Below are 17312 nucleotides of genomic sequence, written 5' to 3'. Positions count from 1 at the left end.
GAATGCCGAACCTTGATATGAATTGAATAAAAGTTACAGTAACTTTAGGATGAGGCTTTCTCCTGTAGTTCCCCGCTTGATCCAAGTGTAAGACCACTTTTTTGTGCAAACGCAGTTAACATTTCTTCCGTCTCTGAGCTTGTACGATGATGGAAACACGCTTTGGCAATTCTTTTGGCATCCTTGGCCAATGTGTTCAGTGTGCGGTGTTTAACCTTCAGCAGCGCCTGCGGCGACATGCTGAGATCTCTAATTCCCAGCTCCAGCCAAAGAGGCAAAGAACGCTCATCCGCCGCCATTTCACCACATACACTGATATCAATCTTGGCATTACGTGCCGCTTCTACCGTCATACGGATCATTCGCAGAACCGCTGGATGGTACGGATGATACATATGAGCAATTTGTTCATTCATACGGTCTACCGCTAACACATATTGAACCAAATCATTAGTGCCGATACTGAAAAAGTCAACTTCCTCAGCCAATAAATCCGCAATCATAACCGCCGCCGGAACTTCAATCATAATACCCACAGGAAGAGTCCGGTTAAAAGGGATATCTCGTTGCTCCAGCTCAGCTTTCACTTCTTCTAAAACAGCTTTTGCCGCCTGCACTTCCTCTACGGAAGAAATCATCGGAAACATTAACTTTACATTCCCGTATGCACTTGCCCGCAAAATGGCACTTAACTGGGTTTTGAACATATCCAATCGATCCAAGCTGATGCGAATCGCCCGATAACCAAGGAAAGGATTCTGTTCTTCAGGCAGCTGGATATAATCCAACTGCTTGTCCCCGCCAATATCCAGCGTACGAATCACTACAGTGTTATTGCCCACCTTCTCGACAACCTGTTTATACACTTCAAATTGTTCATCCTCAGTTGGGAAAGATCTGCGGTCCATATAAAGAAACTCTGTACGGAACAAGCCTACACCTTCAGCACCATACTTAAGTGCTATGTTGAGTTCTTTAACTGAACTGATATTGCCGGCAAGTCGCAGGTTCACACCATCCTTGGTGACAGCCTCCACGGTGGCGAGCAGTTCCAGCTGCTCTTTCTTTTTATGCTGTTTATCCCGAATCGCTACATATTCATTTATCGTAAGTTCATCTGGATGGATTTGTACAGATCCGGTATCGCCGTCGATCACAAGCATGTCCCCGGTCTGAATAGGATTAGACAGATTATTCTCCAAGCCCGCTACAAGCGGAATGCCTAGCGCACGAGCCATAATGGAGGAATGTGAGGTTTTACCGCCCATCATGGTGACAATACCTAGAACATAAGTTGGATTCAAGTGAGCTAGCTGGGAAGGAGACAACTCCTTCGCAACAAGAATATATGGCTGTGTATCCGATGGTAACGTAACCTCTGGAGCGCCTAAAAGATGTTTTAAAAGACGGTTTCCGACATCCTTGATATCAACCGCCCGCTCCTTCATGTACTCATCGTCTAGCAGATCAAACATCGCTACAAAATGATCAATCGCTTCTTTCACAGCTACTTCTGCCGCTTTGTACTGGCGTTCAATGATCCCGCGGATTTCACTCATGAACACAGGATCATCTAAGATCGCCAGATGAGCATCAAAAATACTCGATTCCTCCGGACCTACCACTTCTCTGAACTCTTTTTTGATGAATTCAATCTCGTCCTTAGAGGTACGGATACCTTCGTATAAACGCTCAAACTCCTTAGCTAGATCCACTGGGTTCACTTGTGTATCCGGTAAGCTCCATTCCCAGTTCGGCAAGACAAAGGCCTTCCCGATAGCTACACCTGCTGCTGCGCCTATGCCTTGTATCATCCTTCAATCCCTCCAACGTTACTTTCGTGTAAGACTACGGACATTACTGATGATTGCCCCTTTTTAACATTTTTAAATGGAGCATAGCTCCATGATTTGACCCGATCAGGATTCGTGATCACCATCGGTGTTGCCAATGAGGCCGCATGTTCACGCAAATAAGCGAGGTCGAATTTAACAAGCAATTGACCTGGCTCCACGCTGTCGCCTTCTTTTACAACCGCCTCGAAAGGTCCCTTGAGCTGTGAAGTGTCGATCCCTATATGCATGAGTACTTCCAGCCCTTCCGGCGTCGAAATACCCACGGCATGCATTGTAGGATAGACGTGCATAACTTTCCCGAATACGGGTGAAGTAAGTTCCCCTTTTTCCGGCAAAAATGCAACCCCATCGCCCACTAGCTTAGCTGCAAAAATGTGATCAGGCACTTCCTCGATAGGCATCATTCTGCCCTGCATTGGCGAACTGAACAGCACCTGCGGCAAATCACGAAGCATAAGCTTGTTAATCTCCTCGCGGATCAGTTCAGAATACGTGCCAAATACTACCTGGACATTTCCGCCGCCCAGCTTGATAATCCCTGCGGAACCCAAACCTTTAAGCGCTCCAGTATCTATATATCGGTCATTATGAACCGTAAGCCGCAGACGGGTGATACAGGACTGCACTTGTACAATATTCTCCTTGCCCCCAAGCGCCTCTAAAATTAGCGGTGCCTGATAAGGGATATTGCCGGCCCAATCCCCAAGCTCTGAACCTTCTTCACGCCCCGGTGTCGGGATCTGAAAACGGCGAATCGCCCAGCGGAATAAATTATAGTACACAATCCCGTAGCCGATACCAATCGGAATCAGCAGCCAAGCCCTCTGTGATAAATGCATGTTCAAGAAGAAATCGATGGCTCCAGCCGAATAGGAGAACCCGTGATGGATTCCCAGCATGTAGGTCAGTACCATTGCGAGACCGGACATTACAGTATGTACCGCGAACAAATACGGAGAAGCAAATAAAAATGCAAATTCGATTTGCTCCGAAACCCCGGTCAGAAAACAAACCAACGCCGCCCGTACAAAAGTCTTTTTAATCTTGGGCTTCAAATCCTCGCGCGCTTCCTGAATAATTGCAAAAGCAATGGCAGGCAGCGCAAACATCATAATCGGAAACAACCCCGCCATAAAAATCCCCGCCGTAGGATCGCCTGCAAAAAAACGCGGCAAATCCCCCTGAACCACAGCACTGCCATCAGGAGTCGTAAAATTCCCAAATTGAAACCAAAACACATTATTAAGAATATGATGTAGTCCAAAAGCGGTCAGAACCCTATATAGGACCCCATAGATAAAAACACCAAACCCGCCCGTCTGCAATATTCCCTGAAAAAGATTATCCAGCCCAATCTGCAGCAGCGGAGATATTCCTAACATTACCCACGCGAACCCGGCAGAAAATAAGCCCATGAACAGCAAAACAAAACGCGACCCTCCAAAAAACTGGATCGCCTCTGGAAGCTTAATATTTTTAAACCGGTTTTGCGCGACACCGGCAACGATCCCCAGCAAAATTCCGATTAGTGTTGCAGGTTGTACAAGCCCGTCTCCCATTTGGGTGACAATTCGGTCGTAAGTGAACATCCCAGCCAGCGCTGCAAGCCCCGCCGTTCCGGCTTGATTGGATAACCCCCATGCTACACCTACAGCGAACAAATAAGGCATATAATAAAATATTGCCTGCCCCGCGTAAGTAGCCACTTCAGACACCGAAGAAAGTCCCCATGCAGACCAAGGTAAGCTGCCCAAACTCAGCAAAATGGCTGCCGCCGGCAGTACCATGGTAGGAAGCATTATGGCTCTGCCCAATTGCTGCAATGATCCGAGCCAATTCAAGGCTACCCTCTCCTTTCTTTCTATATTGAATGGTAAGCGCTGCGGGGATTTTTGTCAAAAGAAACTCATGAGATCTTCACGTTACATTTTTAAAACAAATATTCTCACATTCCACTAAACATTTATTCATTAGTATCCATAGAACGGCTGGTATTTACGTGGAGCTATTAATACTACAGAGTCAGAATTTAGTTTAAGTGTACTTTGTGCAACTATTCCTATCGATGTTACTCTGAGCACCTTTTTAACTGCACTTCATACAACTATTTTTAGAGATTTTCCACTTAACCTAATCGTTGATGCGTTTTAAGTGTACAAAGTACAACTATTTCGCATTTAGATAGCTATTTTAGCGTTTTAGTTGTATAAAGTGCAATTATTCCCTTGCGCAGCTATCGTATAGATATCCCTCGCATACCTGATTTGATTGATTGGATTGGATTGGATTTGATCTGGTCTGGTCTGGTCTGGTCTGGTCTGGTCTGGTCTGGTCTAGTCTAGTCTAGTCTGGTCTGGTCTGATCCCAGAGCATTCGCTTCATAACATCGAACTTTTCTCCCCCCATTAGCTAGCTCCAACACCCTAAACTCACAGTTAGGAATTCCACCTGAGTTTAAGTGTACTTTGTACAACTATTCATATCGACGTTACTCTGAGCACTTTTTTAACTGCACTTCATACAACTATTTTTAATGATTTCCCTCTTCATCTAATATTTGATGCGTTTTAAGTGTACAAAGTACAACTATTTCGCATTTAGATGGCTATTTCGGCGATTTAGTTGTATAAAGTGCAATTATTCCCTTGCGCAGCTATCCCATAGATGTCCCTAGCATACCTGATTGGATTGGATTGGATTGGATTTGATCTGGTCTGGTCTGGTCTGGTCTAGTCTGGTCTGAACTGATCTGATCCCAGAGCATTCGCTTCATAACATCGAACTTTTCTCCCCCCATTAGCTATCTCCAACACCCTAAACTCACAGTTAGGAATTCCACCTGAGTTTAAGTGTACTTTGTACAACTATTCATATCGACGTTACTCTGAGCACTTTTTTAACTGCACTTCATACAACTATTTTTAATGATTTCCCTCTTCATCTAATATTTGATGCGTTTTAAGTGTACAAAGTACAACTATTTCGCATTTAGATAACTATTCCGGCGATTTAGTTGTACAAAGTGCAATTATTCCCTTGCGCAGACTCTAAAGATCCTCTTACCACATTTGATCTGGTCTGAGAGCCTTCACCTCATAATACCGAATTCTTTCTCCCTGATTAACCGGCTTCAGCAACCCCTTCTCACTTAATGATTGCAGCAATCGACGCGCCGTACGGAAATTAATGCAGAAATGCGTGGCCACATCCTTTGGACGAACCGGTCTACCGAGACGCCAAGCGAAACGCAGAACCTCTTTTTCCTCAGACAAAATAGCTACGCTAGCAAAATTACGCGCCAAGTAAGGCGCCAGCACCAGTTGCAACAGCATCCGGCAGACCTCGGGACGTTGCTGGATATCATCAAAAGAAAAATGAATCATCCTCCAGCCCATCCCAGTCAAAAAAGTGTCCCGATTTACTGAATAGTTGAATTTCTCGCGGTCCATATCTTTCACATGGCTTTGATATCCATCACACTCGATCCCAAAGCTGCTGCCCGTCTGCGGAAGAAAAGCAAAGTCCAAAAATTGTGATTTGCGATTCCAGTCATATACTTCGTATTCTGGATGCAAATCGTCTAGGGACTCAAACATAGGCCACCATACATTCTGCAAAAATAGCTTTTCCGCAAAATTATTGCCTCTAACCAGCCTCCCTCTTCTTTCACCTGTTCTTGATTTCATATGTTGGTCGATAAACAAACCATGCGCTTCTTCAAACTCCATAACCTATAGCCTCCCCTACAAAATAAAAAAACGCCCTTCACCGCAAAAAGCGGTTAAAGGACGTTCTTCGTCTAATCTCATTATAACTAGCTCAACAGGCGAGTTACATTAAAAATCGCACCTTTTGTTACACAATACCTCTTACTTTGGCTGATCTCCATCATCTAAGTTTGCTATAACCTCAGCGTCATAAATTTAAACCTAGTTAGTTTATTGCACTTTTGCTCATTCATAACAGCTAGTTCGTTCTTCACCAGTTAGTCCGTTCTTCACCAGCTAGTTCGTTCTTCACCAGCTAGTTCGTTATTCGTCAGTTCCTTGTTACGTCCGTTGGTCAACGATAACTGTAATCACCACACACTTAACTCAGTGTTCAGTTCAACAGTATATGACCAACCCTACTGCCGGCTACGCCCATGCATTGTGATCGCTTCTTCGACCTTGATGCAGCGGTCCATAATGGCGATCATACCGTGCTCAGCGGCGATTTCAGCGGCTTCTGCGCTAACTATACCCTGCTGGAGCCACAGCACACGTGCGCCAATGTCAGCAGCCTCCTGCGCGACCTTTGCGCAGTGTTCGCTTCGACGGAATACATTGACGATGTCCACTGGCTCCGGAATTTCTGCTAAAGTGTGATAACACTTTTCTCCCAGGATCTCACCATCCACCGTTGGGTTAACGGGAATGATCCGATATCCCCGGCGTTGCATGGCGCCCGCGACCATATAAGAGGTTCGGTCTGTTTTGTCTGACAAGCCGACAACAGCAATGTTACCTGCGGAAGCAAGGATATCTCCGATCTGCTCCCGACTTGGATTCTCAAAGCTCATAAGTAGTGCCCCTTTCCATAGTTACACTTAATGATCCTTGTTTAACTGAAGCTAGATACGCTAGCTCCCTCATTCCTATTGTACCCACTCCACATTCGCACCAAGCGCACGCAAGTGATCAAAATATTGCGGATAAGATTTTGCCACATGATGTGCATCCTTAATCAAAAGAGGTTTACGCGCACGCAAGCCCACTACGGATAGTGCCATAATTACGCGGTGATCATAATGCGCATTAATGGTGACTCCGCCTTCGACACCTTCAGGCATACCGTGAACAATTATCTCATCGCGGCGTTCTTCTACCTTAGCTCCGGCACGGGTTAATTCTGCTAAGTAATCGGTAATGCGATCGCATTCCTTATAACGCAAATTCTCAACATTGTAGAATCGGGAGGTGCCTTCTGCAAATACTGCGGCAGCCACCATGGCCAATACCGCATCGGTTGCAGCATCTCCATCAAATTCAACAGCTTTTAGGATACCGTTCCCTTGGACATGTACTGTGCCCTCTTCATGAGTAAGAGGAACTTCCATCATCCGCAGCACATCAACAATGGCTCTTTCACCTTGTTTACTTTGTTCTGCAAGACGGCGGATTTTCACATCCGACTTTGTAACGGCAGCCGCCGCAAGGATTGCCGCAGAGCCTGGGTAGTCACCTTGAACAGTATATGACTTAGCTGCATAAGCTTGACGACCTGGAACTTTAAAGGACATGTAATCATCCGCAGCGTGCACCACAATACCTGCCTGCTCCAACACTTCCAAGGTCTGGCCCACGACAACCTTCGATTTCAAATCATCGAGGACAATAATTTCACTATCTTCTTCAAGCAATGGTGTCAGGAATAATAGAGCACTTAAGAACTGGGAGCTTACTGCACCAGAGACAGTAATTCTGCCTCCAACCGGTTTACCCCCACGGATCGTGATTGGCAATTTCCCTTCATTATGCTCCACCTGAACACCTAGCTGTTCCAGCGCCACAATCAAGTCGTCATGCGGACGTTTGCCCAATGAGTCTGGATACGTATTTACAAAAGTAACCTCAGGACTTAACGCGGCCACAGCCATAAGAAAACGCAGCACCGCTCCGGCATTTCCTACATTAAGTTCTTTAACGTCTTTTGGATGACGTCCGAAGCCTTGAATCACAATCTTTTCCTCATCCTCTGTAAGCACAGCACCCAAATCTGCTATGCAGCGACGGATCGCGTCGCTATCCTCACTATGTGCAGGATGATAAATCGTACTTACTCCTTCAGACAATGCCGCAACCAGCAGATAACGTGTCGTATAGTTTTTGGAAGAGAGGGCTCCAAATTCTCCTTGCAGAGATGGCGTTGGCCTAACAATAACGTCCATAATATAAACTCTCCTTAGTAGATGTAGTGGGTATGTACTGCTCGTTTGACAGGGTATTCTGTTCTTGTGTTATCATTAAACCATTCTTCTGATGAAAAGAGGTCAAACCCATGCATAATGTACCACAAATCACACCGCAAGAATTACGGCAGTGTATAGAGACAGGTGAAGACCTTGTACTCATCGATGTTCGCGAAGACGAAGAGGTGGCCTCTGGGATGATTCCAGGTGCACAACATATCCCTATGGGAGAAATTCCACACCGTACTGAGGATATTCCAAGCGACGCCAAAGTGATCTTCATTTGCCGTTCCGGTGCCCGCAGCCAACGTGTCTGCGAATATCTACAGCAGTTTGGTTATAACGCTGCGAACCTCAGCGGTGGTATGATTGAATGGAATGAGACACTCTCTTAAAAGCTCAACCGCGGTAATGCATTAAAATATGTTGCGACACTTCTGCCGCAGTCAGTCCCGTTGTATCGACCGTGTAATGCGCGAATAGGTATGCATCCTGGCGATCTTCCATGATTCGTCTGACCCGTTCTTCTGCATTGCCGGCGAGCAGCGGACGATTCTCATCCCCGCTAACACGTGCAATAATCTCTTCCTCAGTTGCCGTTAGCGCAACCACATGCCCTTTACTCAGCATTAAGGCTGTATTCCCCGGCGCCAATACCGCGCCTCCACCAGTGGATATTAATTTATTCTCAGACTCTAGCATTTGCTTTAGAACCGCAGTTTCTACGCTTCGAAAGTATTCCTCACCATCTTCTGCGAAGATTTCTGCAATGCTTCTGCCTTCAGTCTCAATAATGACATGATCCAAATCAACCAGCTCATAGCCCAGCTCCTCGGCCAAAATAGCACCAACAGTTGACTTACCAGTCGCCATCATCCCTACTAAAATAATGTTTTTGTTCTTATCTTCCTGACTCATCGTTTTTAGTTCTTCTGTATCCCCAGCCATGACTATCCTCCAACCGCGATATTTGTCATATCATAACACAGGGTCAAAACATTAGACAATCCGCTTCTTCCAGTAAAAAAAGACCCGAAAGGCTCCCCATTTCTGGTGAAGCCGTCCGGGCCGCTTGTCATTCAGTCAATTAGATTATTCTGCTGCCATCCAGTTGTGGTGGAAGACGCCTTCTTTGTCCACGCGTTTGAAGGTGTGAGCGCCAAAGTAATCACGTTGAGCCTGAAGCAAGTTAGCAGGCAAACGTTCTGTACGGTAGCTGTCATAGTAAGCCAATGCGCTGGAGAATCCAGGGACTGGAACACCCAAAGTTACCGCAGAAGCAATGACTTTACGCCATGCAGATTGGTAATTATCCATAACATTCTTGAAGAAAGGATCAAGAAGCAGATTCTTAAGCTCTGCATTGTTCTCATAAGCATCTGTGATGTTTTGTAGGAAACGGGAACGGATAATGCAGCCGCCGCGCCAGATTTTAGCCAGCTCGCCATATTTCAGATCCCATCCATATTCGTCGGAAGCTACGCGAAGTTGAGCGAAACCTTGCGCGTAGGATACGATTTTGCTCGCGAACAATGCTTTACGCACGTTCTCGATGAATTCGGCTTTGTCGCCTTCAAATGTTGTTGCTTCTGGTCCGTTAAGCACTTTGCTTGCTTCTACGCGCTCATCCTTCATAGCAGACAGGAAGCGGGAGAATACGGATTCGGTAATCATGGACAGAGGTACACCAAGATCTAGTGAGCTTTGGCTTGTCCATTTACCAGTACCCTTTTGGCCAGCGGAATCAAGGATAACGTCAACCATAGGTTTACCGGTTTCTTCGTCATATTGAGCAAAGATATCAGTAGTGATCTCGATCAGGTAGCTGTCGAGCTCGCCGCTGTTCCACTCTTTGAAAATATTGTGAAGTTCTTTTGCATCCAGACCTAGAACATCTTTCAACAACTGATAAGCTTCACAGATCAATTGCATATCACCATATTCGATACCGTTGTGCACCATTTTAACATAGTGTCCTGCACCGTCAGGTCCGATATATGTACAGCAAGGCTCTCCGTCCACTTTGGCTGAGATTGCCGTTAGGATAGGCTCTACAAGTTTATACGCACTTTCTTGACCACCTGGCATAATCGAAGGACCTTTAAGAGCACCTTCTTCACCACCAGAAACTCCAGTACCGATAAAGCGGAAACCTTTTTCTTCCAGCTCTTTACTGCGACGAACTGTATCAGGGAAGTAAGCATTCCCTCCGTCGATAATGATGTCGCCTTGATCAAGATGCGGCAGCAGTTGCTCGATGGTAGCATCAGTAGCTTTACCAGCTTGAACCATGATCAGAATTTTGCGCGGTGTTTCCAGCGAAGCTACAAATTCCTCAACAGAAAATGTGCCTACGAGGTTTTTACCTTCCGCTTCAGCAAGAAGATCATGTGTCTTCTCCGGGGAGCGGTTGAATACGGATACGGAAAAACCTTTGCTTTCGATATTTAGAGCCAAATTCTTGCCCATTACCGCCAAGCCAATAACGCCGATTTGTTGTTTTGCCATCTGGTCCTCCACCCTTTGCACCCTATATTTTTGTGAAATCCATTTCTCGCAGTATAAGAATACCACCCTTTATCAGAGACAGCAAAGCCTGCCCTGCGAATAGAGATCAATTTCATTGACAAATTCAGTCTAAGAAATGATCACAATGACTATTTTAACGTTTTTAACGTCAGAAGTGAACCCCTGTCTGCAAGTTCCAATACAAATATAAGACACCCCGATGAACGGGGTGCCTTGAAAGAACATTTGCCCGGCACTTGCTTACCATTCTAACATAAACAATTCCTTGGTCAAAAAGGCAAGCTCAGCTCGACATTTGTCCGCGCGAACCGTATCTCCAGCCTTTAATGCATCATTTAACCGATCCAACTGTTCATCAACTTCAATTCTCCGCTGGCGAACCCGTTCTTCCCCTTCAATAGAATAAAAGAGTCTTGTCAGCTCCTCATCTGTGAGCATAGGTCCCTTCTGATATAACACACGCTGCTGATAACCAGAAATTTCAACCAGGCGAATCACTTCGCCAAACAGAATATTTTCAATAATAATCTGCCGATCCCGGAAACGCTTAACGATAGCATGCCCGCGCATATCCCCAATTAATTTCTCCATCCACTCTGACAAGCGAGCATCACGGATCATATAATCGCCCACAAGCTTATAGCCGTCCTTAATCCTTTGAAACCGCAATTTCACTAACTTACGACCCGTACGGACCGAAATCACAAAGACCTGTTCATTCTCGCTCCAATATAGGGAATAACCTTCTTGAATCAAATCCTTGATCAGGTCCTGGATATGCTGTCTGTCGAACCGCAGTTCCAGGTTACAATATTCCACCTCGTCGTTTTTGTTCACGGCACTCCCCCCTAACAGCTTCACATCTGTAAAGCCAGCCTTCATTAGTTCAATTCCAGAGTAATCATGGCTGCCGGACCTCTTCTTGAGTTAACTTCCTTTTTGCGTTCGTCTTAATCTTATTTTATACTTCAGTTTATGTAGCGGTAACTTGGTTTATTGACTATTTTTACCCGCAACAGCCTTTCTCCAAACGCTGAGCGAGAATTTTAATGCCTTTTAGTCCTTTTGGAGCATAGGCGTTCTAGTCCTTCAGCTGCACAGTGTCATACAGAAGACCTTCGAAACTTACTTCCGTTATATCTTATGTCCTTCTAATTTTCTAAAAAAACCGCTGATATACCGGATCATTCTTCGGTTATCAGCGGCTCTTTATTTTCCTCAGCTAGTCTTAAATTTCTGTTTCGTTCTATGCACAATAAGCAGATGCAGCCCGAAGAGCAGCAGCATTACAATGGCACTTGCCAGGAATGGGACACCATGTCCTACATGATCCCATAATCTTCCTGACAAAACTGGCCCCGCTACCATTCCTGATCCTTGGAGTGTCAGGAACAACCCCCAGACCGTCCCTCGTTCTCCCTTAGGTACTTGCTTAGCCAGAAAGGCATTCCATGCCGGGAGGATAAGCGCGTAGCTTATACCGACCAGTGCCACCGCGATAAAGGCAAGTGGCAGCCAGCGAACCTGAGAGAAAAAGGCCAGTGAAAAGGCAGCTAACAAAAAACCTATATTCAGAAACACCGTTGTCCCTATGCGGTCCACCAGCTTGCCTGCGGGAATAAGTGCAAGAACTGTAATCCCTCCCCCTGCAATGAGGAGCAAACTGAATTGATTGGGACTAACATGCAGCTCTGTACGTGCAAACAAGGTAACTACAGGCGTCATCAAGCCAATGGCGAAGGCTTGTAGGAACAAGGCTGGGTACAGCCATCTGCTGACTTTCAGGGTAGTTCTCACCTGATGCAGCGTTCTTTTTATACTTTCTATCGGACTAAGCTTTTTACGATCCATTGCTCCGCCAAGTCCATGCATGTCCCTCACGACAGCATGAGACCCGCTGGAAGAGATTCGTTTAGGTAAGAAAAGGGCTACTACAACTACAGCGGCAGCACAACCTAACAAGACCAGAAAAGCCACATGATAACTCTGTCCACCCTGATCCATTAAAAAATTCACAACAATTGGACCGATTCCTGTTCCTGCGAGAGAGGCCATCTCAACAGCGCCCATGGCCGCACCACTGCTGCCGCTTTTGGTTGATCCGGCGAGTTCGGTAATTCCGGTCATCACACATGGCCAAAGCGGAGATGTCCCGATCCCAAGAATGAGACAGGCGATGGATAACGCAACGGCCGTTTTGGCATAGATTATCAAGCCAATGGCTACTAGAATCAGCAACAATGCACCTGTCATCGTCCAGCGGAACCCTATGCGCTCCATAACCCAGCCTGAAGGGCTGCGGAAGACGTTGTCCCCCAAATACTGTAGGGCAAAAGCGAATCCCACTACTGTCACCGACAGGCCCAGTATATTCTCCATATACACCGGCAACAAGGCAACAAGCAGCGAACCTTTAACAAATTCAACTAAAAAAATAATTACCCACATCTCCACAATAAATGGTGATGCTAAACTAATATTCATCCGTTGTTCAGCTTTCGTGGACATTCTATCACATCCAAATCCTAGTATTCTGAAGATTGTTTTGTTATACTGATGCTTGCCTTAAAAATTAACTATTCGCGAAAGGTTGTGACAGCATTAAATGAATCAACACCGTACTCCCCTCTTCACAGCTCTAAAAAAGCATGCCGCCGGCAATCCAGTTCAATTTCATATTCCCGGGCATAAGAAGGGGCTAGGAACCGATGCCGAATTCCGTGAGTTTATCGGCGATAACGCTCTATCCATAGATCTAATCAACATCGCACCGCTTGATGATCTACATCAGCCAACTGGCGTAATCCAGGAGGCTCAAAAGCTGGCTGCGAAGGCTTTCGGCGCCGACTATACGTATTTTAGCGTACAGGGCACGAGCAATGCCATCATGACGATGATCCTCTCTGTCTGCTCACCGGGTGAAAAAATAATTGTGCCGCGTAACATTCATAAATCCGTAATGTCGGCCATTATCTTCTCCGGAGCCAAGCCTGTGTTCGTCTCGCCTGTACAGGATGAGAATCTCGGGATAGATCACGGCATAACCACCAGTGCGCTGGAACGAGCGTTAAAGCGTCATCCAGACGCTAAAGGAGTTCTAGTTATCAATCCAACGTACTTCGGCGTATGTGCCGACCTGCGTTCGATTGTCGACCTGGCTCACCGTTACGGGGTACCCGTACTGGTGGACGAGGCACATGGAGTACTGATTCATTTTCATGAGGATCTGCCGGTATCGGCCATGCAGGCCGGTGCGGACATAGCTGCCACTAGTGTGCATAAGCTTGGTGGTTCCATGACGCAAAGCTCGGTACTGAATCTAAATGCGAAGACTGGGCTGATTAACCCACAACGGGTGCAGACCATTATGAGCATGCTGACAACAACATCAACCTCATATATTTTATTGGCGTCTCTCGATACATCTAGACGTAATCTCGCGCTGAACGGACATGAAATGGCGGAAAGAACGATCCAATTGTCCAACTACGCACGCGAGACCATTAACACTATCGAAGGCTTGTACAGTTTTGGTAAAGAAATACTTGGAACTGAAGCAACTTTCGATCTAGATCCAACCAAACTTAACATTCATGTTCGCCATTTAGGGATCACAGGTTACGAAACCGAAAACTGGCTGCGTGAGAAATACAACATCGAAGTTGAACTGAGTGACATGTATAATATTCTTTGCCTTATTACCCCAGGTGATACTCAAGAATCAGTAGATAAATTATTAGCTGCTTTGCGGGTGTTGTCCGCCATCCATTATAGCAAGGGTGAAATCTATGAACTGAAGGTTCAGGTTCCAGAAATCCCGCAGCTTGCTTTGATTCCAAGAGATGCTTTTTATGCTGACACTCAGTTAGTTCCGTTCCGCGAATCTGCCGGGTACATCATTGCAGAGTTTATCTATGTATATCCACCGGGGATACCGATTCTCCTCCCTGGCGAAGTCATTACTCAGGATAATATCGACTACATTATCGACCACGTCGAAATCGGTCTGCCGGTTAAAGGTCCTGAGGACCGCAGCATCACTAATGTTAAGGTGATTGTTGAAGCCGATCCTATATCCTAAGATCCATCTTTTCCTAAAAAACTTCAATCATTTATACAAAAACCCGATACCATAATGAGTATCGGGTTTCTGTATATAAGCATCAACTGTCCCATTCACATAGAACAGCTTAAGTTTAGTCGCTAGAATCTATTCTTGCTGAGCAAGCAGATTGTTGTAAGCTTCTTCAACAGCTTTCCATTCTTCTTCATCTTCGATATTATACAATACCATTTCTTCGTCTTCTTCTTCCATACGCAGAATAATGCCGTCTGCTTCTGGATTCTCGCGCTCTAACAACAGAGCATATAATTTCTCGCCTATGTCGAACGTTTCTACAAGCACCATTTCCACATCTTCGCCCTGCTCGTTCGTCAAGGTCAGCACAAACTCCTCGTGCTCATGGTCGTGATCATGCCCGCAACCGCATGCTTCACCATGCTCATGTTTGTGATCGCTCATTGTAATACCTCACTTTGAATTGTATTATCCTACATCTGGTATCGTACCACGTTAGATTAGTTCAGGTCAATTTAGAACACCTAATTTAACGCTGTAATTACCTTCTCCGACACAAGTACGTAATCTGCATTTTTGGATGGCTTAATATAGAAGCCCACCCGATATTTGCCCGCTTCTTTAAAGTCATAAGTAAACTCAGAGGTTGGAAACCAGAAATTATCCTTCTGTGAGCCTTCAAGCACCTGCGACTGAATATCCTTAACGTTACCAGACGGATCTGTCATGGCTACTTTCACAGCTGAAATCTCTTCAGTCAGGCTATCTACCTGTGTTAATATCTTAATTTTCAGCTTGCCTACGTTGACATTGCCAAAAACCGTATCCCCTTTAAAAAGTACAATATGGACATTAGGTTTAAGAATCGTAACTTTCCCAGAACCGTCCCAAGTAACAACCCCGCCTGTTTCTCTAGCAGGAATGTACGTTTTTCCATCAATTAGATAACCGCCGTCTACAATTTCTTTTCCGTTGCTCCATACTCTAATTTTCTGATTAACGGAATCGGCGAATAATAATGAGCCACCCATTAAGGAAAAAGCAAACACGCACAAAGTGATTTTTTTCCATCTATTCATTTGAGACCCTCCAGATAATTCATGCTGTTAATATATACTTACTTTGTTTCAGCAAGTTGCGCTAATTTTAGGTAAATATTTCATTGATCTTGCGAAAAATGATATTATGGTCTTATTCGAAGCAGAAACATTAGCTATAACCGATTTCAGGAGGGTTCTTTCTTATGAGTCTAAGCCTACAAATGCTAGGAACAGGCAATGCTTTTGCGAAAAAATATTTTAACAACAATGGCTTGCTGCTAGATGAAAATTACACCCTGCTGATTGATTGCGGGATAACAGCCCCGCTTGCCATGCATAGACTTGGAAAATCCTTCAATGACGTAAATGCTACGCTCATTACACATATTCATGCGGATCACGTTGGAGGGCTGGAAGAGCTTGCGCTAACCTTAAAGCATGTGCACGGTAAAAAAATGACCTTGCTGCTTCCTGAGACACTTATAGAGCCCTTGTGGAACAATACATTAAAGGGAGGCTTGTACCAAGAAGATGCTGTATCTTCCTTATCTGATATCTTCGAAGTTAAGCCCTTGCAGCCTGAAATTACCTACAACCTCTCTCCTACTCTTTCATTAGAGATCGTACAAACACCGCATATTCCCGGCAAAAACAGTTATTCCCTTCTAATAAATAACGAGATTTTTTATAGTGCGGACATGACCTTTCAGCCGGATCTACTGATTAGCCTTGTGCGGGAGCGCGGGATCCGGATCATCCTGCATGACTGCCAATTAGGCGGAACAGGCGTTGTTCACACTACGCTGGAAGAGCTGATGTCTCTGCCTAAAGATGTTCGCGAACGGATCAAGCTCATGCATTATAGCGATGAACAACCAGATTTCGTCGGACTTACAGGAGAGATGGAATTTTTAGAGCAGCATGTGAATTATAAGCTCTGATCTTTGCATATAAAAAAAGCCGTACATAAACGTCTGTTGACGTATGTACGGCTTTTCGTGTTGAACTATGAAAATGTCGGCAAATTATCCAGATTGTTAGTTGGATCTCCATCCGCATCTCCGCGGATATAAGTTTCTCCATCCTTACCTTTAAAAGCGTTCACTCCGGCAATATTTCCGGCCTGTACTTCTTGCAGGGCTTGGTCATACGCCAGCACACGTCCTGTAGAGGTCTGGAAGCTTGTCAAATCGCCATCCCCATTTTTTTGAACAGCTACGAAAGATTCTCGTTCGTTATTTGGCACTTTAGCTCGCCCCTTGCACTTGGATTTGCCATCATTCGGCACATCCTAGCTTGCGTAAAGAGTCCAATAATTATGTGCGCCAATCTTTAAAGCATTTTTTGCATCCGTACATGTAATATACCTGCATCATAGAATGGCTCCGTAGAAATAACTTCATAGCCGAGTTTCTTATAGAAATTCTCTGCCTGACACTGAGCATCTAAAATTGAAGCTTCCAGTCCAAGCTCCCGAGCAAGCTCTTCCATAGCCAGCAACAAGACACGTCCGTATCCTTTGACCCGATAGTCTTTCAATACGGCGATGCGCTGCATTTTAGCAGTACCTGCTTTGTAATAGATCAATCTCCCCGTTGCTACAGGTACCCCTTCATCTATAATCAGAATATGGTGCGCATTCGGACTGATGGCATCGTATTCGTCAATTTCTTCCTCGGCCGGTACCTTTTGTTCCTCAACAAATACTTTAGTGCGGATATCCAGCCCCATCTGAAGCTGTTCCTCTGTAGTTACCCGTAAGATTTCTGCCGCCATGTTAGTTGCAAACTCCTCTCTCTATGTAGCCAACGATAGTTGTCTATTATATAAAATAATGACTAGAAAGAAAAGCCTACATA

17 protein-coding genes are annotated in these 17312 nt (G+C 45.2%); 3 read left to right on the top strand and 14 right to left on the bottom strand.

The features are described from left to right. Nucleotides 1-44: 44 nt before the first annotated feature. From ptsP to aroA, 6 genes are all read right to left on the bottom strand, one after another. The gene (gene ptsP / locus NSS82_RS13780; RefSeq protein WP_076099558.1) at nucleotides 45-1814 is read right to left on the bottom strand and encodes a phosphoenolpyruvate--protein phosphotransferase; all 1770 of its coding nucleotides are present in this window, start codon (nucleotides 1812-1814) and stop codon (nucleotides 45-47) included. After that, complete coding sequence (locus NSS82_RS13775; protein WP_036686132.1) at nucleotides 1811-3697, bottom strand: glucose PTS transporter subunit IIA; 1887 nt, start codon at nucleotides 3695-3697, stop codon at nucleotides 1811-1813. Before NSS82_RS13775 ends, ptsP begins: the two co-directional genes overlap by 4 nt. A gap of 812 nt (nucleotides 3698-4509) precedes the next feature. Next, complete coding sequence (locus tag NSS82_RS13770) at nucleotides 4510-4653, bottom strand: hypothetical protein (protein ID WP_178944159.1); 144 nt, start codon at nucleotides 4651-4653, stop codon at nucleotides 4510-4512. Between the two features lie 262 nt (nucleotides 4654-4915). Then, entirely contained in the window at nucleotides 4916-5584 is a 669-nt protein-coding gene (locus NSS82_RS13765) for a hypothetical protein (RefSeq protein ID WP_038570261.1), read from the bottom strand. Nucleotides 5585-5982: 398 nt separating this feature from the next. After that, nucleotides 5983-6417, bottom strand: a complete 435-nt coding sequence (locus NSS82_RS13760; protein WP_076273337.1) for a CoA-binding protein — start codon at nucleotides 6415-6417, stop codon at nucleotides 5983-5985. 75 nt (nucleotides 6418-6492) lie between these two features. Continuing rightward, complete coding sequence (gene aroA, locus NSS82_RS13755) at nucleotides 6493-7785, bottom strand: 3-phosphoshikimate 1-carboxyvinyltransferase (protein WP_076273338.1); 1293 nt, start codon at nucleotides 7783-7785, stop codon at nucleotides 6493-6495. Nucleotides 7786-7895: 110 nt separating this feature from the next. On the opposite strand from aroA, the gene NSS82_RS13750 reads away from it, so the two are divergent. Beyond that, a complete protein-coding gene (locus NSS82_RS13750) occupies nucleotides 7896-8201 on the top strand; it encodes a rhodanese-like domain-containing protein (RefSeq protein ID WP_038570249.1) in 306 nt (101 codons plus the stop codon). 4 nt (nucleotides 8202-8205) lie between these two features. On the opposite strand, the gene NSS82_RS13745 is transcribed toward NSS82_RS13750, so the two are convergent. The 4 genes from NSS82_RS13745 to NSS82_RS13730 form a co-directional block, all read right to left on the bottom strand. Next, nucleotides 8206-8754: a shikimate kinase gene (locus NSS82_RS13745; RefSeq protein ID WP_235219530.1), complete on the bottom strand. Its 549-nt coding sequence runs from the start codon at nucleotides 8752-8754 to the stop codon at nucleotides 8206-8208. A 144-nt stretch (nucleotides 8755-8898) separates the two neighbouring features. After that, entirely contained in the window at nucleotides 8899-10314 is a 1416-nt protein-coding gene (gene gndA, locus NSS82_RS13740; RefSeq protein ID WP_038570246.1) for an NADP-dependent phosphogluconate dehydrogenase, read from the bottom strand. A gap of 261 nt (nucleotides 10315-10575) precedes the next feature. After that, the gene (locus tag NSS82_RS13735) at nucleotides 10576-11172 is read right to left on the bottom strand and encodes a hypothetical protein (RefSeq protein ID WP_036686566.1); all 597 of its coding nucleotides are present in this window, start codon (nucleotides 11170-11172) and stop codon (nucleotides 10576-10578) included. 381 nt (nucleotides 11173-11553) lie between these two features. Next, complete coding sequence (locus NSS82_RS13730; protein WP_036686122.1) at nucleotides 11554-12843, bottom strand: MFS transporter; 1290 nt, start codon at nucleotides 12841-12843, stop codon at nucleotides 11554-11556. A gap of 97 nt (nucleotides 12844-12940) precedes the next feature. Between NSS82_RS13730 and NSS82_RS13725 the strand changes: the two genes are divergently transcribed. Then, nucleotides 12941-14416, top strand: a complete 1476-nt coding sequence (locus tag NSS82_RS13725; protein ID WP_036686120.1) for an aminotransferase class I/II-fold pyridoxal phosphate-dependent enzyme — start codon at nucleotides 12941-12943, stop codon at nucleotides 14414-14416. A gap of 129 nt (nucleotides 14417-14545) precedes the next feature. Here the strand turns inward: NSS82_RS13725 and NSS82_RS13720 are convergent, their stop codons facing one another. After that, nucleotides 14546-14857, bottom strand: coding sequence for a DUF1292 domain-containing protein (locus NSS82_RS13720; RefSeq protein ID WP_036686118.1), 312 nt, complete (start codon nucleotides 14855-14857; stop codon nucleotides 14546-14548). An 80-nt stretch (nucleotides 14858-14937) separates the two neighbouring features. Next, nucleotides 14938-15492, bottom strand: a complete 555-nt coding sequence (locus tag NSS82_RS13715; protein ID WP_036686116.1) for a copper amine oxidase — start codon at nucleotides 15490-15492, stop codon at nucleotides 14938-14940. 164 nt (nucleotides 15493-15656) lie between these two features. Here NSS82_RS13715 and NSS82_RS13710 point away from each other — a divergent pair, with 164 nt between their 5' ends. Beyond that, nucleotides 15657-16394, top strand: coding sequence for an MBL fold metallo-hydrolase (locus NSS82_RS13710; RefSeq protein WP_076104781.1), 738 nt, complete (start codon nucleotides 15657-15659; stop codon nucleotides 16392-16394). Nucleotides 16395-16459: 65 nt separating this feature from the next. On the opposite strand, the gene NSS82_RS13705 is transcribed toward NSS82_RS13710, so the two are convergent. Then, nucleotides 16460-16699, bottom strand: coding sequence for a DUF3892 domain-containing protein (locus tag NSS82_RS13705; protein WP_036686113.1), 240 nt, complete (start codon nucleotides 16697-16699; stop codon nucleotides 16460-16462). Nucleotides 16700-16785: 86 nt separating this feature from the next. Next, complete coding sequence (locus NSS82_RS13700; protein ID WP_036686111.1) at nucleotides 16786-17229, bottom strand: GNAT family N-acetyltransferase; 444 nt, start codon at nucleotides 17227-17229, stop codon at nucleotides 16786-16788. Between the last annotated feature and the right edge of the window lie 83 nt (nucleotides 17230-17312).

The organism is Paenibacillus sp. FSL H7-0735 (assembly GCF_038008505.1).
GTDB lineage: Bacteria > Bacillota > Bacilli > Paenibacillales > Paenibacillaceae > Paenibacillus_AQ > Paenibacillus_AQ odorifer.
The sequence above is the reverse complement of the archived record's forward strand: the minus strand, read 5'-3'. Positions and strand labels throughout refer to the sequence as shown.

Bases quoted from the DNA above. Each gene is read 5' to 3' on its own strand.
- ptsP (WP_076099558.1), bottom strand. From the start codon at position 1,814: ATGATACAAGGCATAGGCGCAGCAGCAGGTGTAGCTATCGGGAAGGCC.
- NSS82_RS13770 (WP_178944159.1), bottom strand. From the start codon at position 4,653: ATGGGGGGAGAAAAGTTCGATGTTATGAAGCGAATGCTCTGGGATCAG.
- NSS82_RS13765 (WP_038570261.1), bottom strand. From the start codon at position 5,584: ATGGAGTTTGAAGAAGCGCATGGTTTGTTTATCGACCAACATATGAAA.
- NSS82_RS13760 (WP_076273337.1), bottom strand. From the start codon at position 6,417: ATGAGCTTTGAGAATCCAAGTCGGGAGCAGATCGGAGATATCCTTGCT.
- aroA (WP_076273338.1), bottom strand. From the start codon at position 7,785: ATGGACGTTATTGTTAGGCCAACGCCATCTCTGCAAGGAGAATTTGGA.
- NSS82_RS13750 (WP_038570249.1), top strand. From the start codon at position 7,896: ATGCATAATGTACCACAAATCACACCGCAAGAATTACGGCAGTGTATA.
- NSS82_RS13745 (WP_235219530.1), bottom strand. From the start codon at position 8,754: ATGGCTGGGGATACAGAAGAACTAAAAACGATGAGTCAGGAAGATAAG.
- gndA (WP_038570246.1), bottom strand. From the start codon at position 10,314: ATGGCAAAACAACAAATCGGCGTTATTGGCTTGGCGGTAATGGGCAAG.
- NSS82_RS13730 (WP_036686122.1), bottom strand. From the start codon at position 12,843: ATGTCCACGAAAGCTGAACAACGGATGAATATTAGTTTAGCATCACCA.
- NSS82_RS13725 (WP_036686120.1), top strand. From the start codon at position 12,941: ATGAATCAACACCGTACTCCCCTCTTCACAGCTCTAAAAAAGCATGCC.
- NSS82_RS13720 (WP_036686118.1), bottom strand. From the start codon at position 14,857: ATGAGCGATCACAAACATGAGCATGGTGAAGCATGCGGTTGCGGGCAT.
- NSS82_RS13715 (WP_036686116.1), bottom strand. From the start codon at position 15,492: ATGAATAGATGGAAAAAAATCACTTTGTGCGTGTTTGCTTTTTCCTTA.
- NSS82_RS13710 (WP_076104781.1), top strand. From the start codon at position 15,657: ATGAGTCTAAGCCTACAAATGCTAGGAACAGGCAATGCTTTTGCGAAA.
- NSS82_RS13700 (WP_036686111.1), bottom strand. From the start codon at position 17,229: ATGGCGGCAGAAATCTTACGGGTAACTACAGAGGAACAGCTTCAGATG.